Origin of the sequence: Bordetella tumulicola, from assembly GCF_965138755.1 — a bacterium.
Classification (GTDB): domain Bacteria; phylum Pseudomonadota; class Gammaproteobacteria; order Burkholderiales; family Burkholderiaceae_B; genus Bordetella_A; species Bordetella_A tumulicola.
Genome location: NZ_CBCSFP010000002.1, coordinates 257,779 through 275,190 on the forward strand (window position 1 = coordinate 257,779; position 17,412 = coordinate 275,190).

A 17,412-nucleotide genomic window follows, 5' to 3' on the forward strand; every position below is an offset into this window, starting at 1 on the left:
CACGAATGCATCGTTCGTTATCGGGGTCACGGCATCTACCATCGATCTTTACCTTGCATGTCATCAGGGAAGAGATCCATGACTTCGAACACATCTACGCCACAAGGCAGCGCCACAGCAGGCTATGAAGCCGATGTCCTCGTCATAGGCGGTGGGCCCGCGGGTACATGGGCCGCAGTCAATGCGGCACAACGCGGTGCCAGCGTCATCTTGGTCGACAAGGGTTATTGCGGTTCGTCTGGTGCGACCGCGGCCGCCGGTACGGCGGTCTGGTATGTAGATCCCGATCCGCACAAACGGGAACTCGCCATGGCTAGCCGCTACGATATGGGTGGCCGGCTCTCCGATCATGGCTGGATGAGCCGTGTGCTCGACCGGACCTGGGATGGCATCAACACGCTTGCCGACTGGGGCTATCCTTTCCCACAAGATCCAACAGGGCAGTCGCGCCGAAACTCCCTGCAGGGTCCGGAATACATGCGCTTGATGCGCAAGCAGGTAAAAAGTGCGGGCGCCAAGATTCTGGATCACAGCCCGGTTCTTGAGCTGTTGCGTGACGAGCACGGTGCCGTGGCGGGTGCTGCGGGCATCGATCGCCAGCGCGGGCGCGTGTGGTCGGTGCGCGCAGGCGCCGTGGTGATTGCGACCGGGGGCTGCGCGTTCTTGAGTCGTGCGTTGGGCTGTAACGTGCTCACCGGCGATGGCCTGCTGATTGCTGCCGAACTGGGTGCCGAGATGTCGGGCATGGAGTTTTCCAATGCCTATGGAATTGCGCCGGAATTTGGGTCGATCACCAAGACGCTGTTCTACAACTGGGCCACATTTACAGACGGCGAAGGTGTGGTGATTCCGGGTGCGGCGTCCAAAGGTGGCCGTTCGGTCATCGCTCGTGAACTGTTGCGCCAAAAAGTTTATGCACGCCTGGATCAGGCAGATGAAGCGACTGCGCGCGCCATGCGTGCCGCCCAACCTAATTTCTTTCTCCCGTTTGACCGCAATGGGATCGATCCTTTCACGCAGCGGTTTTCGGTGACGTTGCGTTTGGAAGGCACCGTGCGCGGGACAGGTGGGTTGCGTCTTATGGGCCCTGACTGTGCGACCTCTGTTGTAGGGCTCTATGCGGCGGGTGACGCCGCCACGCGCGAGCCGATCTGCGGTGGTTTTACCGGCGGGGGCAGTCATAACGCTGCCTGGGCGATTTCATCAGGATCATGGGCGGGGGAAGCGGCGGCAGCGCATGCGATCGAAGTGCGAGGGCGTGGGGTAGCTCGGACGGCGGTGGGGGCCGGTCGTGCGGGCCTGCGCGGCACCGGCGTACGTCCCGCTGATGCCGCCGCGCTGACCCGCGGGGTACAGAACGAGGTCATGCCGTTCGAGCGCAATTACTTCCGCCACGCCGATGTGCTTGAGCCTTCCATCGCGCGGCTGGATGCGCAGTGGCGATCGCTGGCAGGTACCGCGGCGCCGGATAGCATATCTTTGCTCGCTACACGTGAGGCTGCTGCCATGCTGGCCACGGCACGTTGGATGTATCGCAGTGCGTTGGCGCGTCGTGAAACGCGTGGCATGCATAAACGCTATGATTTTCTCGAGCAGGACGCAGCGCAGTATCACCACTTGATCTCGGGTGGTCTGGACGAGGTGTGGGTACAGCCGCTCCCGGTAAGCGCGCGGGAAATTCCTGCGGCAAAACAAATGTTGGCAGCATGATAGAACTCATCAGCGACACCCGCTGCACCGCCTGCAATATCTGCGTGCGTGTCTGCCCGGTCAATGTATTCGATATCGTTGAAGGTGCCGCGCCGATCATTGCACGGCAGGATGCCTGTCAAACCTGCTTCATGTGCGAGGCGTGGTGTCCGGAGGACGCCATGTATGTCTCGCCCAATGCCGACGGGCCGACCGTGGTGGACGAAACTGAACTCGTCGATGCGGGCCTGCTGGGGAGCTATCGTCGACAGATCGGTTGGCACCGTGAGACCCGGAGTCTGCGTGCGGTGGATGATTCGTTCAAGTTGCTGGGTGGCGGGCCTAAGAAGTAGTCAAGTACTGTCAGTGCCGTGCACGATTCGTCCACCAACGACTGTCATCGTGCATTGGATATCACGCCAGGCATTGACCGAAAGTGTCATCGGATCCCGATCAAGAACGGCGAGGTCACCCGCAAAGCCGGGCGCCAGCGGACCTTTCCAATGTTCGTCAAATGTCAGTCGCGCGCCCGCGATGGTGAAAGCACGCAAGGCAGCATCTGCGGACAGGGTTTGATGGCTACCGATCACCTGGCCCGTGACTCTTTCTTGGCGAGCCCCCGCCACCCATAGCGTGAAAAAGGGATCGTAAGGGATGTTGTCGGTCGCAAGTGCAAGGTCTAGTCCAAGTTCAAGCATGGTGGCGTGTGCCACCACGCTGTCACCTCCATCCGCCTCGTCCAGATAAGCGGCACCACCTTTCCATAGGAAGTACGTGGGGATGGTGGTGATTAGCACCCCCAAAGCCTTCAGCGCCTGAAGATCTTCCACGCGCGCCCGGGCAATGTGCTGCAATACCCAACGTTTTCCCGCCAGCGGAAATTTCTTATCGACGGCCAGCAGGACGGGCAGGATCTCGTGAAGCTTGTCCGAGACAATCACATTGACGCGCAGATCGTGCTCGGCCGCCAGAAGGCACAGCGCCTTAAAATCCGACGGCGTAACGGCCTGTTCCACAAAACCTGACCAGCCGGTGTCGGGCAGATTGGCGCGCGCACAGCAGGCAACTAGGGGATCGCCTCCGTAGGCGATGTGGATGCCGCTAATCCGAAACGACGGGTCTCCCAGTCCGCGACCACGGGCGGCGGCCAGCCAGTCGCGCATGGCGCGGGCCGCCTCGGGCAGATTGCCCCACGTCGGACTGACCACCAACCCCGTGCGCATCGTCAGGTCTCCTTCTTCCCAAAGTTTGCGATAGATCGAAATAGTTTCGGGTGCACTGCCGTGACCTTCGTAGATGCTAGTGGTGCCTTTCGCGTGATACATTTTTTGCGATATGCGCAAGCCTTTTAACCGCTCGGCAAACCCGAAGCGCGGAATGTCCGGCAACAGATCGAATTCCACGGCGGGGCGTGTATTGCGCTCCACAATGATCCCGCTCAATCCCCCGGAGGCGTCCTTACCGATCTCGATGCCGGCACAGGTCGGCTGCGAGGCAGGTGTCAGGCCATTGCGCTGCAGGGCCAGGCTGTTTAGCGCCGCAGTGCCTGGTGGCTTGCCCCAATTACCGAAAGGGGCGGGGATGTAGACCGGGTGCTCGGGCGCGGCTGCATCTAGTTCCTGGCGAGTGGGCAAGCGACTTTCGGCCAGTTGGGCGGCGCCCCCAAAGAAATAAGGAGGTGTACCCACGGGCATAGTGACGATGTAAACCCCTGGGGGCGTGATCCTTGCTTGTTCACGTATGACCTGGAGCACATCTTCGACTGTACGTGCATGGGCCAACGAGGGGCGCAAGGTTTTCAGGCCCTCACGTTCCATGTGTGCGTGCGCGTCATTAATGCCAGGGATGACGCAGGCGCCTTGCAGATCAATGACCTGTGCCTGGTCATTCGAGGTGGCGGTAGTTAATGCCGCGTTGTCATAGGCCGCGACACGACCGTCGACGATCGCGATGGCATGTGCGCGCGGGTAGGCATCGTGAAAGGTATGGATGCGAGCGTTGTGCAACACCAGCGTGCGCGGCATGGGGAGTGACATAACTATGTACAAATCTGACGAATCAGGATGCGCTCTGGTACCAAGGGAACAGGCGTTTCACGACCCATACAAAAAGTCGGTCAGCCACAAAACCGAATGCACCCAATAACACCAGCCCGATAAACATGATCTCGACCTGGAACAACTGATGACCCAAGGACATCATGTAGGCAATGCCCGCGTTCGAGCCAGATAGTTCGGCAGCAACCAGCACGATCAGCGACACGGCAATGGCTTGCCTGACACCTGCCAGGATAAATGGCAGCGCAGCAGGAAGAATAACCAGGAAGAGCGTGCGCACACGGCTAGCTCCCAGCGCCGCTGCAGATCGTAGATACACGATGTTAGTGTCTCGTACGCCGATAAAGGTCGTGATCCAGATGGGAAAGAAAGCACCCCAGGCAATCAGCGCGATCTTGGGTAATTCCCCGATGCCAAACCACAGTACCGCCAGTGGTACTACCGCCAGCGATGGCACTGATCTGAACCCGTGCAGTACCGGCTCACTGAGATGATGCAGGGTTTCTATGCGCGCCGTCAGGAATCCCGCTGTGATGCCAAGCACCAGCGCGATGGAGAATCCTGATGTCGCACGCATAAGACTCGCAGAAATATGTGTGGCCAGTTCGCCAGAAGCGATAAGCGGCAAGGCAGCGGTAAATACCCGTGATGGTGGAGGGAAAAGTGCCGGGTTCATCCACGAAGATAGATGCGGGATCGCCTCCCAGGCCAGCAGAAAGAAGACCAGACCGGCGATATTGAGTATCACGCGGTGCCGACGCTTGCTGCGTGCGAGTCTGCGATGTTCCTGTTGAAAGCGCTGGCCCACGTCGCTTGAGTGGATTGTCGGATGTGCATCATAGACCCCATGCGTGGAATCTGACTGCGGGACGCGTTTTAAGGCTGCAGATGTCATGCAACTTGCCTGAATGCACCGGCTGCCAATGCAGTCTCGATGCGGTTGTAGTAGTTCGCGAAATCGAGGGATCCGCGCTGGCGCGGATAGCCGAGATTCACTGAAAAATCGGCACTGATTGTGCCCGGGTGCGGCGCCATGACCACCACCCGCTGCGCCAGGAAAATGGCCTCGTCGATATTGTGGGTCACGAACAACACCGAGACGCCGGTTTCTTGCCAAAGGCGCAACAAGTCTTTCTGCAGCGTGCTGCGTGTCATAGCGTCGACAGCTGCGAACGGCTCATCCATCAACAACACTTTGGGTTCCACGACCAGCGAGCGTGCCACCGCGATGCGCTGGCGCATGCCACCGGATAATTCGTGTGGATATCGATCTGCGGCGGCTTCTAGTCCGACACGCGTCAAGGCCAACAACGCGCGATTCCGTCTTTGCGTTGTCGGTACGGCCTGCGCGCGTAAGCCGAATTCCACGTTTTGGCGCGCCGTCATCCAGGGAAAGAGGGCGTATTCCTGGAACACCACGCCTCGTTCCGGTCCCGGTTCACGCACCGTCTGGTCGTTAAACCGCACCTTGCCCTCGGTCGGCTGCAGGAACCCTGCAAGTAGATGAAGAAGCGTGGTCTTGCCGCATCCCGAAGGTCCAATCAGGCAGACGAATTCCCCCGCGCGTACATCCAGCGACACCTCTTGCAGCGCCTGCGCTGGAACGTCGCCTCGCGTTGGAAAGAATTGCGAGACCCGTTGGAATTCGATGAGCGTACCCATGCGGTTAGGCCAGTGTCACACGATCTGGCGCGGCGGCCTGAAGCGGCGCGGTCTCGATCACCGCGCGAAACAGGGCACGCAGATCGCCTGCTGGCGCAGGCGCCAGCTTGGCGTCGATGGCCCACTTCGCCTGCGTGACAAGATCGTCAAGAAAGCTTTTGTCGAAACCGAGCTTGAACTCGAATACGGCTGTCGCTTCCTTGACTTCCTCCGGTGTGCTGCGGATGCGTGAAGCGATCAGGGCTGGCCATGTGGGGTCTTGTGCCATCCGCCTTTCGGCGGCGAGCAAAGCCGCAATCGCATCTTTCACCAGGGGTTGGCGTGTTTCCAACGTATTCTGGTTGACCAACAACAACTGATGGCTACGGAAGAATTTTTCATAGCCATCCTGAGTTAATACGAATGCCTTGCCACCGCTTTGGCGGATGGCGGCTTTGCCGGCAACCGCGGTCCAGGAAAACGCGTCAATATCGTCGCGTACCAGTGCACCGATAAGATCAGTGGGAGCGAGATTGACTTGTTGGACGTCGCTGGTGGAAAGTTTGGCAAATTCCAGATACTTGGCCAAAGCATATTGGCCTGATGTGCCAGCGGGCGTGCCGATCTTCTTACCCTTGATACTGGCGGGCTGGTCGGCCACGATGCCACTGCCTTCGCGCGCCACGATCTTCATGTCGTAGGAATAGCGACTGAAGTTGGCCAGGATACTGGGCTTCAACCCCCGCAGAACCGCGAAGACGAGAGGGGTGTCCGTGGTAGTGGAGAAATTGGCGGAGCCGGCCAGCAGCGCCTGCATCGAGTCGCGTCCCGTGGGGAAGTCCAGGACCCTCAGGTCTACGTTGTTTGCTTTCCAATAGCCGGCACCTTCCGCGACAAAAGGCAACGCCCACGTATACCCAGCACTGCCTGATGCTAAGGTGGCTTGCTCACGTGTTTGCGCGAGGGACAGGCCCGGTAGGGCGACGGTGCTAACGGCGGCGGCACCGAACTGAAGCACGCGGCGGCGTGATAGATTGATGGAGGTGTTGTTGGCGGACGAACCCATGATGCTTGACCCGAGACTGAGTTGAATAACCTTTGGTCATGGTAGGGAACGTGCGAGGCAGGGACAAAGAATATCTGGGTATATGCTTGTGCATGGGATGTCGCTGCGGTCGATCATCTTTGGGGGCGCATCAGATCGTAATGCGGCTCATAGCCATGCTTGTTCACGTCGAACGAGGCGAGTAGAGCGAGATTACAAGTTGCAATCTGGCATAGACCGAAAATCTCGTTATCTTCACACCATAGGCGTATGCTGAGTGTTAGTGTGCATGTGCTGGGCCGCAGTCCTCACCTAGGTGTATCACTATTCCTGTAACTGTGAGGGCTGGCGTCGTATTGGCCGGCCGGCAGATGCCCCCAATTGTGGGAGCAGTCATGAAAATTCCATCCGCTGAGCATGCCAATGTTCTGGCAAAGGTCGGTCAGCCAGTGACCCTGGCGACGCTGCTGAAAGCGCCCAAAAGCGACTACATGTCAGAACGCCAATTACAGTTTTTCCGTGTTCTTTTAGCTCAGTCGCGCGCGGAATTACTAGCGTCGGCCTACGCCTTGCAGAGCCGACTCAAAGAAGATGAAGCGCATGCCGATCCCGCTGACGCTGCATCCATTGAAGAAGAGCACACTTTGGAACTGCGGCTGCGCGATCGAGAATACAAACAATTGCGCAAGGTCGACCATGCGCTCGAGCGTATCCAGGATGGAACCTATGGATGGTGTCGGGATAGTGGCGAGCCTATCGGCCTAGGCCGGTTGTTGGCTCGTCCCACTGCGGAGTTGTGTATCGAAGCGCAGGAACGCCATGAACGGGTTGAGGTGGGGCAGGCGAGGCCGCGTTGACTCATGCCAGGCTGGCCGTTTGCTATTGATCCCAGGCTGACGAGCGCCGCCGGGGGATCTCTATCGTTTCAATAACGGCCACCCGTCGGCCGGGTGTTTATTCCGAACCGTCCCGTGAGGGGTGGGGTACGATGGGAAACTGAATCCACGAGGGCAGCACTCATGGCAAGCGATCAGAGGTACGGTTTCGACGTTGTCGAGAACGCAGGACGATATCGATGGTGTATTACTACACTCGAATCCCCTGGCACGCGTGGCCGAATTGATTATTCTGAGGAGGACTTCCCCACCGAAGACGAGGCCCGAGAAGCGGGGCGCCGCATCTTGGAGGACTTGAGCGAGGGATGACATTTTCACCAGCGCGTTGTAACGCGCATCGCGCATTGACGTTTAAGTCCGGGCGGACTCTGCAAGTGGTTAGCTATCGGATGTGCGTCGTTCGGATGCAAAGATCGCTCACGTCTACTCAGGCTGGTGGCACACCACGCACAACTTATTGCCGTCGGGATCGCGGAAATACGCACCGAAATAGTTCGCGTGGTAGTGCGGCCTCAAACCCGGTTCACCTTCGCAAGTTCCACCTGCAGCCAGTGCGGCGGCATGTGCTTGACGAACCTGCTCGCGAGACGACGCGAGAAAGGCCGACATCTGCCCATTGCCGGCATTGTGCGGGCTGTCGTTGAACGGTTTGCTGATCATGAAATGAGGACGATTGCCCCCGGCAGAATGCCAACCTGCCCAGGGCACGTTCGCGTCATAGTATCGTCGCTCTATTCCCAATACGGCAAACAGCCGCTCGTAGAAATTCAAGGCACGATCGAAATCGGTGACGCCGACGCATACATGTGAAAACATAATAGGGTTCCTCCCACGGTTTTGAAGTAACTCGACCAGCGTTGACGATCGCGAACGCTATGCTTATTTCACGAGCGTGACAGGCACGTCGGCGAGGTGGATAACCTTGCTGGCGACCGACCCCAATAATATGCCGGGTAAAGCACTAAGACCGCGCGTGCCCATGACAATTTGGGAGCATTGCTGCTCGCGCGCGAAATCGGTGATGGTTTGGGCAGACTGGCCCACCTTGATCGTAGTTACGAATTTAACCCCTGATTTTTCAGCGACGCTTTTCGCGCCGGCCTGAGCTTTTTCGCCCTCGTCGTTGTAGTAATCTTCGACGACTTTTTGGTCGAGAAACATCTTGGCGTGGCCTGAGACAATGGGAAAAGCCACGGTTAATAAGTGCAGTTCGGTATCTTGGCGCAGGCCTGCCATGGCAATGGCTGTCTGCAGTGCGTGCATAGAGCACTCGGAGCCGTCGATAGGAACGAGGATTTTGTTCATAATCAACTCCTTGCAGAGGTGGAATGGCACGCTCTGAATGTGCCATTCGCGCTTAAACCAGAGTACCCGGCGACACGATAGCCGTAGCGTAGGAGTTGGCTAAGAAGGGATCTTTAGCAAACTATGGCGTGGGGTACAACGGTTATGGTAAGGCACGCAAATGCCGTGCCGCGAGTCCCGCGGCGGCTATACGCGCTGGGCCGTCAACGCCCTCGTACAGGGTCATATGCATCCACAGCCAGGGGTTCCAACGGGAACAAGGGTTTAACGCGTTTCTTGAAGTCGAACAGCGACCAGTCCGAACTGGTCACGCCCGGGCTGTCGCATTCGATCAGCGCGGACGAAATCGGCACGAACACCGGTCGGCAATACATACGTGATTTCACCAGAATGAATTTGGCCTGCGTGGGTTCCAGCCCCATGCTGCGGAACACGCCCAGGTCCCAGGGTTCATGCGTGCGTTCGGTCAACACCAGTTGCGCCGCGCCAATGTCCAGCACGGCGCTGCGGCCCATGCTGACCCGCTGTCCGGTATAGGTGGGGCCTGAAATCACGTATTCGCCGTTGGTGACGGCGCGCACGGTGCCGCGCAACGTGACCGGCGGCGTGTCGCGGCCGATTTCCGCGATGGGACGCTTGTTACCCACGGGCAATTCGACTGTGGCGCCCACGCCCGCTTCGGACAGAATCTCCACGGCCTCGGGATCGCAATATAGTCCGGCGTAGATGCCGGTCAGGCCGACGTCCAGCGCGGCCATCAGTACATCCATGGTGTCGCAGGTGCCGCCGCTCATGCAGTTATCGCCGTGATCCAGTAGCAACACGGGTTTGTCGGCTGTTTCAGCTAACGATTTGGCGCGTGCCAGTGATTGTGCCAACGGCTCGCTGTCGTATAGGAACCCGTCACGATTGGCCCAGATAGATGCAGCAATCTGGGCGGCCACGCGATCCGCAACCGCGGCGTCGCCATCGCCAACCACGACGACGCTTAAGCACGGGTTAGGGATGTCGGCCAGGCCAAATCCCGCCAAGATAGAAACACCCAGCGCGCCAGCGGCCTCGGCATCGCGCGCGGCTTGCACGGCGTCACGCATGGCGCCATCGGCGGTGTTGCTGCGCAGCGTATGCGACACGAGCGGCAGGCTGCGCCATGCCAGCACGGGCTTGTACTTTCCTTCCAAACTCGCGAACAACAGGCGACCCGCATGATCACCGGTCTCGTACATGTCAATATGCGGATACGTCTTGAAGCTGACGATGACGTTGGCGTTATCCACCATCTTTTGCGTCACGTTCGCATGCAGATCCAGCGCCACCGCGATCGGTGCGTTGGGGGCTGCGGCCCGCACGCGCTCCAGCAGATCGCCTTCGCCATCGTCGGTGGTTTCAACAGCCATGGCGCCATGCAGATCCAGCAGGATGGCGTCGCAACCCGGCGCCGCCGCCACGATGCGATCGCAGATCTGCTGATAGGCCTGCGCGTCCACGCGGCCGCTGGGATAGGCCGTGGCCGAAACAGGAGTAACCAGCTCGGCGTCGCGTGCTTCGGCCAGGTCGATGAATGCCGACATGGCCGTGCGCTTGCCTTTGTTTTCTTCGTATGCGGCCGTGTCGTAGGTAGGGCCGTCGTTGCCGAACGACGACAATGGGGTCGGAACCGGCGAGAAAGTGTTGGTCTCGTGGTTCATGCGTGCGATCAATACTTTCATGCGGAAACCTTTGCTGCTTGGGTTCGGATTTCGCCGCAGCAACGCAACATCGCGTGCAGCAGCACGTTGCAACCCGCCTCCAGGTGGTCGGGCTGGGCGTCTTCGATTTCGTTATGGCTGATGCCATCCTTGCACGGCACGAAAATCATGGCTGTCGGCGTGACGCGTGCCATGTATACGGCGTCGTGTCCCGCACCGCTGATGACGTCCAGGTGATCCAGGCCCAGCGTGGCCGCGCCATCGCGGATGGCCTGGACTAAGCCGGGCTCGAACGGTTGTGGCGGGAAATACACCACTTCTTTCGACTCAATCTCGATTTTGCCCGGCAAGGTCAGTTCCTGTAATGTGCGCGCCAATGCGGCGGCCATGCTGTCCAATGTGGCGTCATCGGCCGCGCGCAGGTCCACGGTCAGGCCGACGCGGCCGGGAATGACGTTGCGAGAATTCGGAAAGTTATCCAGGCACCCCACGGTGCCGCGGCCATGAGGGGCGTGATCGAGCGCAATGCGATTTACCGCGCGTATCACCTCGGCGGCCACCAGTAATGCGTCTCGGCGCAGTTCCATGGGTGTGGGGCCGGCGTGAGCCTCTTGGCCGGTGATGGTGATGTCGTACCAACGCTGGCCCAACGCGCCCTGGACGGCGCCGATAGTGATGTTTCGCGCTTCCAGGATCGGTCCCTGTTCGATATGCGCTTCGAAATACGCACTGACATCACGCCCGCCTATGGGTTCCGTACCCGCATAGCCTATGTCGTTCAGCGCCTGTCGCACCGATATTCCATCGCGATCGGTCGCATCCAGCGCATGATCCAGCGTAAAGGCGCCGGCATACACGCCCGATCCCATCATGACGGGCACGTAACGCGATCCCTCTTCGTTGGTCCATATCACGACCTCCAGGGGAGCTTCGGTTTCGATGCCGTGATCGCGTAGCGTGCGCAATACCTCAATGCCGGACAGTACACCGTAGTTACCGTCGAATTTTCCGCCGGTAGGTTGCGTGTCGATGTGACTGCCGGTCATGACCGGAGGCAGCTCGTCGCGCAAGCCGGCGCGACGCATGAATATGTTGCCAATAGCGTCCACGCGCACGGTGCAGCCCAGGTCGCGGGCCCAGGACGATACGAGGTCGCGGCCCTGGCGGTCCAGGTCGGTCAGCGCCAGGCGGCAGACGCCGCCCTTGTCGGTGGCGCCGATCTGCGCCAGCTTCATCAGTGAATTCCACAGACGCTCTCCGTTTACGCGCAGCGCGCTGACGGCTTCCAGCGTGTTCATTTCCATGATGGGTTCCTCCGTGAGTCTTGTATAGTTTCCGCGCGGTGATCGCGCTAGACGCCTACGCCCAGGTAACGATCCTTGACGTCGTCATCGGCCAGGAAGGCAGCATTGGTGCCCTCGTAGACAATGGTGCCCTGTTCTATGATGAAGTGCTGGTCCGCTAGTTGCGTGCAGACTTCCAGGTTTTGCTCAACCAGCAAAATAGTGACACCGGCTTGTTTGATGAGCTTGATCTGCGCCACGATTTCTTCCACGATCACCGGCGCCAGGCCTTCGACAGGTTCGTCCAGCATAAGCACGCGCGGATGATTCATCAAGGCCCGGCCGATAGACAGCATTTGCTGTTCGCCGCCGGACAATTGCCCGCCGCCATTACGGCGTCGCTCTTTCAGGCGCGGAAAAATCTGGTAAATATCGTTCAGTTGCCAGGGGGATTGGCGGCGTGCGCCCAGTTTGAGGTTTTCCTCGACCGTCAGCAACTTGAAAATACCGCGATGTTCCGGCACCAGGCAGACGCCCATCGCGGCGATCTTATGCGCGGGCAGGCCCGTAATATCACGGTCGTTCAAGCGGATCTTTCCGGTCTGGGGCGCAATCACGCCAGCGATTGATTTGAGCGTGGTAGATTTCCCCGCGCCGTTGCGGCCAAGCAGCGTGACCACGGAACCCTCGGGCACTGTTAGCGAGACCCCTTGCAGGATATGGCTTTTACCGTAATAGCTGTGGATGGCGTCGATCTGCAAGGTCATGCGCGGCCCCCGGTAATCATGTTGCCCAGGTACGCCGCGCGCACGCGTTCATCGTTACGGATGTCATTGGGTTTTCCTTCGACCAGGATGCGGCCTTGCTGCATGACGGTGATCGTGTCCGAGATATCCATCACGATGTTCATATTGTGTTCGATCAGTACCACGGTATGGTCGTCGCGCAGGCTGCGGATCAGGTGCTTCATTTCATCAATATCGTCGATCCCCATGCCGGACGTGGGTTCGTCCAGGAACACGGCCCGCGGTTTGCTCGCCAGCGCCATGCTTACCTCGAGTCGTCGTTGCTGGCCGTGCGACAGCGTGCCCGCGGCAAGGTTTGCTTGACGTGTCAGGCCCATGCGCTCCATCGACGTGTCGACGACGTCGGTATGCGCGCGTGCGCCCGACGGTGGATGCCAACAGTCGAACGCGCCCGAGCGGTGCACGCCTTGGGCGGCCAGGCGCAGGTTTTCACGTACCGATAGATTCATGAAGAGGCTGGTGACCTGAAACGAACGGGCTATGCCGTGCTGCACGCGCTGATGGTCGGCTTCCTGCGTGACGTCGCGGCCATCGAACACAACGCTGCCTTCGCTGGCACGCAACGTGCCGGTTAGCGTGTGGAACAAGGTCGTCTTGCCCGCCCCGTTGGGACCGATCACGGAATGTACGGTGCGCGGATAAACCTGCAAGTCCACACCATGTAACGCGACGAATTTACCAAACCGCTTGATGATGCCGCGTGCGTGCAGCAGGGGTTGGTGGGCCGCGGCGGACGCAGTGGCGGTGGCCGGGATGTCGTGCGTCGTCATGCGCGTTTCTCCTTTGCGGCATCGCTCGCAGTTGGCCCGCGGCGCAGCGCCAGCCAGATGCGTTCACCCAGGCCCCACAATCCTTTTTGCATGAAGAGGCTGACGGCGATCAACAAGAAGCCCAGCAGCATCAGCCAACGCGGCCATAACGTGGACAGCCAGTCCGAAAACAGTACATAGAACGCCGCGCCCAGTACCGATGCGAACAGATTGCCGGTGCCACCGATCACGGTCATGACCAGGATCATCTCGCTGGTATGGTATTCGATGCTGGACAGCGGGGCGATGCCGGTCATCATGGCCAGGAATGCACCCGCCAGGGCGGTAACCGCGCCGGAGATCGCAAAGGCCGCCAGCTTGAACAGCCGCACGTTATAGCCCACCGCCGCGGCGCGCGCTTCGTTATCGCGTATGGCCAGCAACGTGCGGCCAAACACGGAATTCGTCACGCGCAACAACAGCCAGAACAGGATCAGGAAACACACCGCCACAAAGGTATAGAACTGCCAAGGCGACACCAGCGACATGAGTTCCACGCCCGCCACTGACAACGGCGGACGGGGCACATCGAGCAGGCCGTTGTCGCCACCCGTCAGGTCGGGCAAGCTATAGGCCAGGAAATAAAACATCTGCGCAAAGGCCAGTGTCAGCATGACGAAATACGCGCCGCGTTGGCGTATGGCGAACCAGCCCACCAGGGCGGCGGCCAGGGCGCCCACCACGACGGCGGCCGCCAGCGCCAGCGGCATGGGCAGCGCGAAGCGCGTCAGCAGGATGCCGACCGTGTAACTACCCAATCCAAAGAAAATACCTTGTCCGAACGACAGCAGACCGGTAAAGCCCAGCAGCAGATTGCAGCCCAGCACGGCCATGGCGTAGATCAGGACTTCGGTCGCCAGCGACCCGGACTGCATGCACAACGGTAGCGCGATCGCGACGAGCAGCGCCAGTACGAGTTGCATGTGGGATTTCAAGCGGACCATCAACCTCTCCCTAGCAGGCCGTGCGGCCGCAACAGCAACACCAAGGCCATGGCCACGTAGATCATCAGGCGGGCGCCTTCGGGCCACAATGTGCTCATGACACTTTGCACGATACCGATCAGCAGGCCACCCACTAGCGCACCCGAAAAACTGCCCATGCCGCCCACCACGACAATGACGAAGGCAATCGCTAAGGCTTCGATACCCATGAATGGCTCAACGCCACGTATGGGTGCGGCCAGTACGCCAGCCAGCGCCGCGGTAGCGGCTCCCAGCGCGAACACCAGGCTAAAGACACGGAAAACGTTGATGCCCAGCAGGGACACCATTTCGGTCGATTCGCTGCCCGCGCGCACGGCGCTGCCCAGCCGTGTGCCTTCGAGTACGTACCACAGCAGCAATGCGAACACGGCGGTGAAACCGATGACAAACAAGCGGTATTTGGGATAAATGAAACTGCCCCACATCACGACGCCTTGGAACGCCGCCGGCACCGCAACGTTGTCGCCAAGCGGCCCCCAGATCACGATGATGACTTCTTGCAGCACCAGAGCCAGACCGACGGTGACCAGGATATGGAATTCATGGGCTTGTGCGTACACATGCCGCAACAGCACTTTTTCGACGATCCAGGCACAGGCGCCCACGAGCAGCGGTACGACCGCTAGTGCGACCCAGAAACTCAAGCCCCATTGAATGGCCTGGAAACAGAAATAGGCGCCCAGCAGATAAAACGAACCATGCGCGAAATTGACGAAGCGCAACAATCCGAAAATGATGGACAGACCGACCGCCAGCAGGAAGTACAGCATACCCACGCCGATTCCATTGACGATCTGAAGCAAATATACGTTCATGAATGGTGCGTGCAGAGGAGAAGGAACGTCCGCAGACGAAAGCCGCCGCGGCGCCTCATGTCAGGCGCATCGCGGCGTACGCGCATCAGATCTTGCAGCCGGTTTTGCTGACGGGCAAGAACGATTGTCCGGAATGAACAATATCCGCGTAATCGTCCTTGTCTTTCATGGCGGACTTGGCCTTGCCTTTTAGCAGGTAGTAGTTCTTCAGCACTTGATGGTCTTCCTTGCGGATTTCCTCGGTGCCCGTCAGACCGTCATAACGCATGCCTTCCATTTGTGCGATGACTTTCCCGGGGTCGTCGCTGTTGGCCTTGACGATGGCGTCCAGCATGATACGTGTGCAGATATACGAACCGGCCAGGCTGTAGTTGGGATTCATCTTCAGCTTGGATTGCGTCAGCTTGACCAGGTCCTTGTTTAGCGGGGAGTCGATGCCGTGCCAATATTGGGCGCCAAAGTACACGCCCTCGCACAGGTCGGCGCCCAGGCTTTCGAATTGTTCCAGGCCCGATGCCCACGCGACCAGGATGGTGCAGTTCTGCTTCATGCCAAAGTTGACCGCTTGGCGCAGTGTGTCGGACGATTGCGATCCAAAGTTCAGGATCAACAGTACATCGGGCTTGGCGGCCATGGCATTGGTCAGATAGCCGCTGAACTCCTTTTCGTTCAACGAGTGATAGCTGTTGCCCACGTGTTCGATGCCTTTTTCCTCGAAGATCGCCTTGGCCGCGTTAAGCAGGCCTTCGCCAAACACATATTGCGGTGTGATGGTGTACCAGCGCTTGGCCTCGGGCTTTTCGGCCAGTAGGGGACGCACGGTCTGTTCGATGGCGCCAAAAGTGGGTACCGACCAGCGGAACGTGGCGTGATTGCAGTCCTTGCCGGTGATTTCGTCCGCGCCGGCGGTGGTGATGAATACGGCGTTGGCTTTTTGGGCTTCCTTGCCCATCGCCAGGGATTCGGAAGACAGGATGCCGCCGGCCCAGAATTTGGCACCTTTTTGTTGCGCGATCTCCTGGACCTTGCGCACCGCCGTGGCTGGCTTGCCTTCCGTGTCCAGCACGGTATAGGCCAACGGGCGATCCAGCGCCTTGCCGTATTGTTCCAATGCGAGTTTCATGCCTAGGTCGGCGAACTTGCCGTTGGCGGCGAATGCCCCCGACATGGGCACCGGGCAGGCGAACTGAATGGCGTTGGCGGATTGTGCAAACGCGGAGCGGGCGGCCCACAAAGACCCCGGCACGGCGCTCAACGCGGCCATCTTCAAGAGGTTACGGCGATTCAAGATATTTCTCCTTGGCCGCGGCATGCGTGGGCTGCGGCATATAGACGTTGATGAGCGCGTGTCGCGCACATTCTTGTACAACGAACTCTGACTCGCGGCGGACTTGGCGTTCCCCCTGACGTTGTGCTGCAATCCTATTTATCATGATAAATAGGATTAATATGATCATCGTGCAGGGCAGTAATCAGTGTCAAGAATGTGAATATCAGGTTTAACCCTTGGGTTCGTGCCGGGGTCACCCCGCGGGCGACAACAGCGTGACCCGGAGGTCAAAGGATCGTTATGGAATTCGACAGTCAGGAGATGCGGTCCGTGGCAGCGATAGGCCAGCCTAAGCGCAGCGATCTGGTCGCCGAAGAAATCAAGCGGTTGATTACTGCCAAGAATCTGTTGCCCGGCGACAGACTACCGCGCGAAAGCGAACTGCAGAGCCTGTTCGCTGTCAGCAAAAGCACGATGCGCGAAGCGCTCAAGGCGCTGGAAGTGCAGGGGTTGATCAAAATCAGCACCGGACCGGGTGGGGGCGGCATGGTGGTCGAGGTTCCGCTGGATCGCACGTTCCAGTTGATGCAGAACTATCTATTTTTCAAGGAAGTGCGCATCGAGGACATCTACCAGGTGCGCAAACTGCTGGAGCCGGAGTTGATTGCCAGCGCCGTCCCGCATTTGACCGAGGCGCACTTTGCCGCGCTGGAGCACAATATCCAGTGCTGCGATCCCATGGCCGAGCATGTCGAGGACCCCTTGGCGCAGCGCCAGGAGGAAATCAGCTTTCACGACATTCTGGCCGCGGCCTGCCCGAATTCATTCTTGCGGTTCAGTTGCGAAATGATTAATCAGATGATTCGGCAATTGACGGTGTTCGACAACGAAATGCCGCCGCAGGAGCAGGAAAAATTTGGCGTGTCGAACACCCAATTTCACAAGCAGATCCTGCAAGCCGCGCGCAACCGCGATGTCGAGCGCGTACGAACATTGATGAGCGATCACATGCACGACTGCATGCGGTCGGTGACGCGCATGCACGGCAAGTTGAAAGGTCGCCTGATCCTGGACTCGGAAATGTCACGCCGCACCGTGGGGGGNCCCGCGGCGCGCGGGGGG

17 protein-coding genes are annotated in these 17,412 nt (G+C 59.3%); 4 read left to right on the plus strand and 13 right to left on the minus strand.

The annotated features are described in order from the left end of the window. Positions 1–78: 78 nt before the first annotated feature. Both ACNAZS_RS06875 and ACNAZS_RS06880 read left to right on the plus strand, forming a co-directional pair. The gene (locus tag ACNAZS_RS06875) at positions 79–1,710 is read left to right on the plus strand and encodes an FAD-dependent oxidoreductase (protein WP_415787557.1); all 1,632 of its coding nucleotides are present in this window, start codon (positions 79–81) and stop codon (positions 1,708–1,710) included. Then, entirely contained in the window at positions 1,707–2,042 is a 336-nt protein-coding gene (locus ACNAZS_RS06880) for a 4Fe-4S dicluster domain-containing protein (RefSeq protein ID WP_415787559.1), read from the plus strand. The genes ACNAZS_RS06875 and ACNAZS_RS06880 overlap by 4 nt, the downstream gene beginning before the upstream one ends. Here the strand turns inward: ACNAZS_RS06880 and ACNAZS_RS06885 are convergent, their stop codons facing one another. From ACNAZS_RS06885 to ACNAZS_RS06900, 4 genes are read right to left on the minus strand one after another with little or no spacing between them, the layout of a single operon-like run. After that, positions 2,043–3,725 carry an amidohydrolase gene (locus ACNAZS_RS06885; protein ID WP_415787561.1) on the minus strand — a complete coding sequence of 561 codons (1,683 nt, stop codon included), beginning with the start codon at positions 3,723–3,725 and terminating at the stop codon, positions 2,043–2,045. A gap of 22 nt (positions 3,726–3,747) precedes the next feature. Continuing rightward, positions 3,748–4,641: an ABC transporter permease gene (locus tag ACNAZS_RS06890; protein ID WP_415787563.1), complete on the minus strand. Its 894-nt coding sequence runs from the start codon at positions 4,639–4,641 to the stop codon at positions 3,748–3,750. Then, on the minus strand, positions 4,638–5,408 hold the full coding sequence (locus tag ACNAZS_RS06895; RefSeq protein WP_415787565.1) for an ABC transporter ATP-binding protein: 771 nt from the start codon (positions 5,406–5,408) through the stop codon (positions 4,638–4,640). Before ACNAZS_RS06895 ends, ACNAZS_RS06890 begins: the two co-directional genes overlap by 4 nt. A 4-nt stretch (positions 5,409–5,412) precedes the next feature. Continuing rightward, positions 5,413–6,453 (minus strand): ABC transporter substrate-binding protein, encoded by a 1,041-nt coding sequence (locus tag ACNAZS_RS06900; protein ID WP_415787567.1) that lies wholly within the window; start codon positions 6,451–6,453, stop codon positions 5,413–5,415. A gap of 374 nt (positions 6,454–6,827) precedes the next feature. On the opposite strand from ACNAZS_RS06900, the gene dksA reads away from it, so the two are divergent. Next, positions 6,828–7,289 carry an RNA polymerase-binding protein DksA gene (gene dksA, locus ACNAZS_RS06905; RefSeq protein ID WP_415787569.1) on the plus strand — a complete coding sequence of 154 codons (462 nt, stop codon included), beginning with the start codon at positions 6,828–6,830 and terminating at the stop codon, positions 7,287–7,289. A 462-nt stretch (positions 7,290–7,751) separates the two neighbouring features. Here the strand turns inward: dksA and ACNAZS_RS06910 are convergent, their stop codons facing one another. The 9 genes from ACNAZS_RS06910 to ACNAZS_RS06950 form a co-directional block, all read right to left on the minus strand. After that, positions 7,752–8,144 (minus strand): VOC family protein, encoded by a 393-nt coding sequence (locus ACNAZS_RS06910; protein WP_415787571.1) that lies wholly within the window; start codon positions 8,142–8,144, stop codon positions 7,752–7,754. Positions 8,145–8,207: 63 nt separating this feature from the next. Continuing rightward, positions 8,208–8,633 carry a universal stress protein gene (locus ACNAZS_RS06915; protein WP_415787573.1) on the minus strand — a complete coding sequence of 142 codons (426 nt, stop codon included), beginning with the start codon at positions 8,631–8,633 and terminating at the stop codon, positions 8,208–8,210. Between the two features lie 203 nt (positions 8,634–8,836). Further along, on the minus strand, positions 8,837–10,342 hold the full coding sequence (locus ACNAZS_RS06920) for a M81 family metallopeptidase (RefSeq protein ID WP_415787575.1): 1,506 nt from the start codon (positions 10,340–10,342) through the stop codon (positions 8,837–8,839). After that, positions 10,339–11,625, minus strand: a complete 1,287-nt coding sequence (locus tag ACNAZS_RS06925) for a Zn-dependent hydrolase (RefSeq protein WP_415787577.1) — start codon at positions 11,623–11,625, stop codon at positions 10,339–10,341. Before ACNAZS_RS06925 ends, ACNAZS_RS06920 begins: the two co-directional genes overlap by 4 nt. A 47-nt stretch (positions 11,626–11,672) precedes the next feature. Further along, a complete protein-coding gene (locus ACNAZS_RS06930) occupies positions 11,673–12,371 on the minus strand; it encodes an ABC transporter ATP-binding protein (RefSeq protein ID WP_415787579.1) in 699 nt (232 codons plus the stop codon). Next, positions 12,368–13,180: an ABC transporter ATP-binding protein gene (locus ACNAZS_RS06935; RefSeq protein ID WP_415787581.1), complete on the minus strand. Its 813-nt coding sequence runs from the start codon at positions 13,178–13,180 to the stop codon at positions 12,368–12,370. Before ACNAZS_RS06935 ends, ACNAZS_RS06930 begins: the two co-directional genes overlap by 4 nt. Next, positions 13,177–14,142 carry a branched-chain amino acid ABC transporter permease gene (locus ACNAZS_RS06940; RefSeq protein WP_415787583.1) on the minus strand — a complete coding sequence of 322 codons (966 nt, stop codon included), beginning with the start codon at positions 14,140–14,142 and terminating at the stop codon, positions 13,177–13,179. Before ACNAZS_RS06940 ends, ACNAZS_RS06935 begins: the two co-directional genes overlap by 4 nt. Before the next feature lie 20 nt (positions 14,143–14,162). Then, positions 14,163–15,020, minus strand: coding sequence for a branched-chain amino acid ABC transporter permease (locus ACNAZS_RS06945; RefSeq protein ID WP_415787585.1), 858 nt, complete (start codon positions 15,018–15,020; stop codon positions 14,163–14,165). Between the two features lie 85 nt (positions 15,021–15,105). Beyond that, positions 15,106–16,308, minus strand: a complete 1,203-nt coding sequence (locus tag ACNAZS_RS06950) for an ABC transporter substrate-binding protein (RefSeq protein WP_415787587.1) — start codon at positions 16,306–16,308, stop codon at positions 15,106–15,108. A gap of 282 nt (positions 16,309–16,590) precedes the next feature. Here ACNAZS_RS06950 and ACNAZS_RS06955 point away from each other — a divergent pair. After that, a partial coding sequence (locus tag ACNAZS_RS06955; protein WP_415787589.1) for a FadR/GntR family transcriptional regulator occupies positions 16,591–17,393 on the plus strand: 803 nt, incomplete at its 3' end. Positions 17,394–17,412 lie beyond the last annotated feature (19 nt).